This window comes from uncultured Phocaeicola sp., assembly GCF_948499155.1.
GTDB lineage: Bacteria > Bacteroidota > Bacteroidia > Bacteroidales > Bacteroidaceae > Phocaeicola > Phocaeicola faecalis.
This window is the reverse complement of the sequence record NZ_CAOOSE010000052.1, coordinates 1-5,957: the sequence shown is the minus strand read 5'-3', so window position 1 is coordinate 5,957 and position 5,957 is coordinate 1. Positions and strand designations below refer to the sequence as shown.

The 5,957-nt window shown below is 40.5% G+C and carries 7 protein-coding genes; 2 read left to right on the top strand and 5 right to left on the bottom strand.

The annotated features are described in order from the left end of the window. The first annotated feature begins 38 nt into the window (after positions 1–38). Both QYT14_RS18750 and QYT14_RS18745 read left to right on the top strand, forming a co-directional pair. Complete coding sequence (locus QYT14_RS18750) at positions 39–782, top strand: ABC transporter permease (RefSeq protein ID WP_018452432.1); 744 nt, start codon at positions 39–41, stop codon at positions 780–782. Continuing rightward, positions 779–1,555 carry an ABC transporter ATP-binding protein gene (locus tag QYT14_RS18745; RefSeq protein WP_237040236.1) on the top strand — a complete coding sequence of 259 codons (777 nt, stop codon included), beginning with the start codon at positions 779–781 and terminating at the stop codon, positions 1,553–1,555. Before QYT14_RS18750 ends, QYT14_RS18745 begins: the two co-directional genes overlap by 4 nt. A gap of 174 nt (positions 1,556–1,729) precedes the next feature. Here QYT14_RS18745 and der read toward each other — a convergent pair whose 3' ends face one another. The 5 genes from der to QYT14_RS18720 all read right to left on the bottom strand — a co-directional run bounded on the left by der (position 1,730) and on the right by QYT14_RS18720 (position 5,885). Beyond that, positions 1,730–3,043 carry a ribosome biogenesis GTPase Der gene (gene der / locus QYT14_RS18740; RefSeq protein ID WP_237040237.1) on the bottom strand — a complete coding sequence of 438 codons (1,314 nt, stop codon included), beginning with the start codon at positions 3,041–3,043 and terminating at the stop codon, positions 1,730–1,732. A gap of 33 nt (positions 3,044–3,076) precedes the next feature. After that, positions 3,077–3,958 carry a GTPase Era gene (gene era / locus QYT14_RS18735; protein WP_237040238.1) on the bottom strand — a complete coding sequence of 294 codons (882 nt, stop codon included), beginning with the start codon at positions 3,956–3,958 and terminating at the stop codon, positions 3,077–3,079. Positions 3,959–4,041: 83 nt separating this feature from the next. Then, positions 4,042–5,046, bottom strand: a complete 1,005-nt coding sequence (locus tag QYT14_RS18730) for a beta-ketoacyl-ACP synthase III (protein WP_005941347.1) — start codon at positions 5,044–5,046, stop codon at positions 4,042–4,044. Between the two features lie 102 nt (positions 5,047–5,148). Further along, entirely contained in the window at positions 5,149–5,334 is a 186-nt protein-coding gene (gene rpmF / locus QYT14_RS18725; RefSeq protein WP_002562387.1) for a 50S ribosomal protein L32, read from the bottom strand. A gap of 11 nt (positions 5,335–5,345) precedes the next feature. After that, complete coding sequence (locus QYT14_RS18720) at positions 5,346–5,885, bottom strand: DUF177 domain-containing protein (protein WP_237040243.1); 540 nt, start codon at positions 5,883–5,885, stop codon at positions 5,346–5,348. Between the last annotated feature and the right edge of the window lie 72 nt (positions 5,886–5,957).

Here is a 5,957-nt window from a genome sequence, read left to right as displayed (position 1 = left end):
AAAAAAGGCTACTTTTGCAGGAAATTGTGAAAACTATGATGATAAGACCCATAACGACTGTAGGAAAATACATCATACTGATGGGACGTACTTTTGCGCGTCCGGAACGTATGAGAATGTTTTTCAAACAATACCTCAATGAAATGGTGCAACTGGGAGTAAATTCTATCGGCATTGTGCTGCTGATTTCATTCTTCATTGGTGCAGTTATTACCATTCAAATCAAATTAAACATCGAAAGCCCTTGGATGCCGCGCTTCGTAGTAGGTTACACTACCCGTGAAATCATGTTGTTGGAGTTTTCGTCCTCTATCATGTGTCTCATCCTTGCCGGTAAGGTCGGGTCCAACATTGCTTCAGAGATAGGAACAATGCGGGTAACTCAGCAAATCGACGCTCTTGAGATTATGGGAGTCAATTCGGCAGGTTATCTCATTCTGCCTAAAATTGCTGCTTTGATGACTATGATTCCTTTTCTGGTGATTTTTAGTATTTTCTCCGGAATCATAGGTGCCTTTTGCACCTGCTGGTTTGGTGGGGTACTGAATGCGGAAGATTTGGAATACGGTTTGCAATACAGTTTCCAGGAATGGTTTGTCTGGTGTAGTTTTATAAAGTCATTGTTCTTCGCTTTTATCATCTCCAGTGTATCAGCCTACTTCGGTTATACAGTAGAGGGCGGCTCCATTGCAGTGGGTAAGGCAAGTACAGATTCTGTAGTCATGAGCAGTGTGCTGATTCTGTTCTCCGACTTGGTATTAACACAACTTTTAATGGGATGATACAAGTTAAATCATTATATAAGTCATTCGAAGGCAAAGATGTATTGGTAGATATCAATGCCATTTTTGATAACGGAAAAACCAACCTGATTATCGGTCAGAGCGGTTCGGGAAAAACGGTATTGATGAAATGTATCGTAGGGCTGCTGACACCCGAAAGGGGGGAAATCCTCTATGACGGGCGTAACTTCCTAAGCATGAATAAGAAAGAGAAAAAGACATTACGTCGCGAAATGGGAATGATTTTCCAAAGTGCTGCCTTATTCGACTCTCTTACGGTATTGGAAAATGTGATGTTTCCACTCGATATGTTCTCTAACGACACTTACCGTGACCGTCTGAGGCGTGCTCAATTCTGCCTTGACCGCGTCAATCTGATTGAAGCTCAAAATAAGTACCCGGGAGAAATCAGTGGCGGTATGCAGAAGCGTGTTGCCATTGCACGTGCCATCGCACTGAATCCGCAATATCTATTCTGTGATGAACCAAACTCCGGCTTGGATCCTAAAACATCGTTGGTAATCGACGAACTGATTCATGATATCACTACCGAATATAACATGACTACGATTATCAATACTCACGATATGAACTCTGTAATGGGAATCGGCGACAGTATTCTCTACATCTACCAAGGACATAAAGAGTGGGAAGGCACTAAGAATGATGTATTCACAGCAACAAATGAACGCCTGAACAACTTTATTTTCGCTTCTGATTTATTGCGCAAAGTAAAAGAAGAAGAGATTAGGGAAATAGAAAAGAAAAAATAAGGGAATTATCTACCATAGGGGCGGACTATATATTTATGTTCGCCCGAATGACAACAATTCAGTTCGCATTATGTATTCGGATGGAAACATTCCGTCCATGCAGAAATAAAAACAATGAGGCTGTCTCATTCTCTTATTCTGAAACAACCTCATTTAAATTTTATGTTAAATACTTTATTTCTGTCTGATATAAATATTTATCGGAGTACCGGAAAGTCCCCATTTCTCACGCATCTTATTCTCAAGAAAACGTTTATACGGATCCTTTACATATTGAGGCAAATTAGCGAAGAACACAAAAGAAGGAACTTGTGTATTAGGCAACTGTGTACAATATTTAATCTTAATATATTTTCCTTTTGTTGAGGGGGGCGGATATGCCTCAATCAACGGCAACATTTCTTCATTCAGACGAGCAGTCGGAATACGGGTTGTGCGGGCATGATAAACCTCCTTAGCCATTTCCAGCACTTTAAAAATGCGTTGTTTAGTCATTGCAGAAGCAAATATGATAGGGAAGTCCACAAATGGAGCAAAACGCGAACGAATAGCCTCTTCGTATGTCTTCATCACCTTAGCATCTTTATTCTCTATCAAATCCCATTTATTCACTACTACTACCAGTCCCTTCTGATTACGCTGGATAAGCGAAAAAATATTCAAATCCTGTCCCTCTATACCACGGGTTGCATCAATCATCAAGATACATACATCCGAATTTTCGATGGAGCGGATAGAGCGGATGACGGAATAGTATTCCAAATCTTCCGTCACTTTATTCTTTTTGCGAATACCGGCGGTATCCACCAAATAGAAATCAAAACCAAACTTCTCGTAACGAGTATAAATAGAGTCACGCGTAGTACCGGCAATCTCTGTCACAATATTACGGTCTTCACCGATAAAGGCATTTACGATAGATGATTTTCCTGCATTCGGACGGCCCACCACTGCAAAACGGGGAATATCCTCGTCCAACAGTTCTTCTCCTTCTTTACTGAACTTGCTTACAATCAAGTCCATTAAATCTCCTGTGCCGAATCCACTCAAGGCAGAAATACAATACGGGTCATCAAGTCCCAACGTATAAAATTCGGCTGCATTATATTGCAAGTCATTGTTGTCAGTCTTATTTGCTACCATGATAACCGGCTTCTTTGTGCGACGCAAGATGGCAGCCACCTCCATATCAAGGTCTGTCACTCCATTTACCACATCTACAACAAATAAAATCACATCCGCTTCATCAACGGCCAACAATACCTGTTTGCGGATTTCCTCTTCAAAAACATCATCCGAGTTTACTACCCATCCGCCGGTATCAACGACAGAGAACTCACGTCCCAACCATTCCGACTTACCATATTGGCGGTCGCGGGTTGTTCCTGCCTGCTCATTTACAATAGCCTGACGAGTCTTGGTCAGACGATTAAAAAGTGTAGACTTTCCCACATTGGGACGTCCTACGATTGCTACTAAATTTCCCATGTTCTTTCTTGTTTACGGCTATCACAGTCGATTTTAATCCAATTGATACCCAAAGTTTTTCAATTCTTTGTCAGAGCTTCTCCAGTCCTTATCCACTTTCACAAAAGTTTCAAGATAAACAGACTTCTGGAAGAAATGCTCTAAAGTCTTACGTGCTTCTGTTGCCACTTTCTTCAATGCTTTGCCCTGTTTACCGATGATAATACCTTTCTGTGAATCACGCTCCACATAAATCACCGCACTGATATGAATGCTCTTTGCATCTTCTTTAAATTGTTCTACAACTACTTCTACCGAGTAAGGAATCTCCTTGTCATAATACAGCAAAATCTTTTCACGGATAATCTCCGTCACAAAGAAACGAGCCGGCTTATCAGTCCATTGGTCTTTACCAAAATAAGGAGGTGAATCGGGCAGCAATTCCTTGATGCGCTTCATCACTACATCTATATTAAACTTCGAAGTAGCCGAAATAGGAATAATTTCAGCTTGCGGAATCAGTTCATGCCATTCTTCCACCAGCTTTACCAAATCTTCCTGATTAGTCAAATCTATTTTATTAATCAGCAATAAGATAGGAACTTGCAGTTTACGAACCTTTTCGATAAACTCCAGATTCTTGTCGGGCTTCTCTATCACATCAGTCACATACAGTAACACATCAGCATCTGCCAGCGCCGACTCCGAAAAATTAAGCATACTTTCCTGCAACTTATAATTCGGCTTCAATACTCCCGGGGTATCCGAAAATACAATCTGCATATCATCAGTATTCAAAATACCCATGATACGATGACGCGTCGTCTGTGCCTTGAACGTAGCGATTGAGATGCGTTCGCCTACCAGCAAATTCATCAATGTAGACTTACCCACATTAGGATTTCCTACTATATTTACAAACCCTGCCTTATGCATAATTTTTTATAATTTATTGGTTACAGACAAAAAAACGCATCTGAGTATGGATGCGTTCATTTGTATTTGTAGTTTAATGATTATTATCTCTTACTACCATCGTAACCCCATTTCACATAAACGGCTCCATAGGTGAAACCTGCGCCGAATGCTGTAAATATCAGGTTATCTCCTTTCTTCAGCTGCTTTTCATAATCCCAAAGGCACAACGGAAGCGTTGCCCCACTGGTATTTCCATAACGCTGAATATTTATCATCACCTTATCCAAGGGCACTTCCAAGCGAGATGCAACAGCATCAATGATGCGCAAGTTCGCCTGATGAGGAATTACCCAGTCGATATTATCTTTATTCAAACCATTGTTTGCAGCAATAGTCGCAGTAATATCCGACATATTTGAAACAGCATATTTAAAAACAGTTCTACCCTCCTGATAGAGATAATGCATTTTATGATCTACCGTGAAATAAGAAGGAGGACATACAGACCCACCTGCTTTCATGTGAAGGAAAGGAAGACCTTTACCATCCGTACGCAGAATAGAATCCATTATTCCGTAATCTTCTGTAGTAGCTTCTACCATACATGCTGCAGCGCCATCACCAAAGATAGGGCAAGTAGCACGGTCTTGGTAGTTTACCATAGACGACATCTTATCAGCACCAACAATAATAATCTTTTTATGTCTACCAGATGCGATGAGTGAAGCAGCTGTTTCCATTAAGTACAAAAATCCACAACACGCAGCCTGTAAGTCGAATGCAAATGCATTCTTCAATCCCAACTTATCGCACAGAATAGAAGCGGTTGAAGGGAAATGATAGTCAGGAGTAGTTGTTGCTACGATTACCGCATCAATGTCGTCAGGATTTGAACCGGTTTTCTGCATCAGTTGCTTGGCTGCCTTACGCGCCATATACGATGTTCCCAATCCCTCCTCATTAAGGATACGTCTCTCTTTAACTCCAATTCGAGTCATAATCCATTCATCGTTGGTATCTACCATTCTTGAGATTTCTTCATTCGTCAAGACATAATCAGGTACATAACCACCGACTCCTGTTATTACTGCATTAATTTTTTCCATCATTCCAAATTATTAGTTTGTACCCTTTATAAAAACAGCCGACAGAGCCGAAGCTCGCCGGCTTTATTTTATAAAACGTACAAACGTGTTTAAAGCTACTGATTAAACAGCAGCTTCTTTTTCGATTGCTAACTTACCTCTATAATAACCGCAAGCTCCACATACAGTGTGGTAAACATGCCATTCGCCGCAGTTAGGGCAGATAGCCAAAGTAGGAGCAACTGCCTTGTCATGAGTTCTTCTCTTTGCAGTTCTCGTTTTTGATTGTCTTCTTTTAGGATGTGCCATTTTTCTAAACTTTAATTATTATCTAATATTTTCTTTAATTCATTCCATCTCGGATCTATTTCCTGAGGCTCTTCATTGCCTATTTCTTCACCTTCGGGTAATTCAACTGCAATATCATCATCTTCCTCATCATCACCTGAAGTACGCAAATGTTTGCTCAGCTTGCCTACCATGCCTTTATTACATTTACCCGGAGCATGCACATGTTTCATAGGTATATTCAATGCTATGAACTCATACAAGAACCATGCAATGTTAATGTAACCGTCTTCCTCAGGAACCACGACAATATCACCTTCTTCGGCAAATGAGGGCCCCAATTTGACTTTCAGCTTATCTGATGTCGAAATAGGTAATTCCATTTCATCCAGACAACGGTCACATGGTACAATGACAATACCTTCAGTCTGGAACTCTAACAAAAAAACGCCAGATGTCTTTTTCACATTCAGCTCCACTGTCAGCTTTCCTTTTTGCACTTCTGGTCCATCCAGATCTACAAAGAATTGATTATCCAGCGTAAACTCATACTTAGCAGAGTCCGCCTTCATATTCTTCAATTCTATCTTATATTTATCAAACTTTCCCAAAGCAATACTATATAAATCGGGCGACAAAGATAC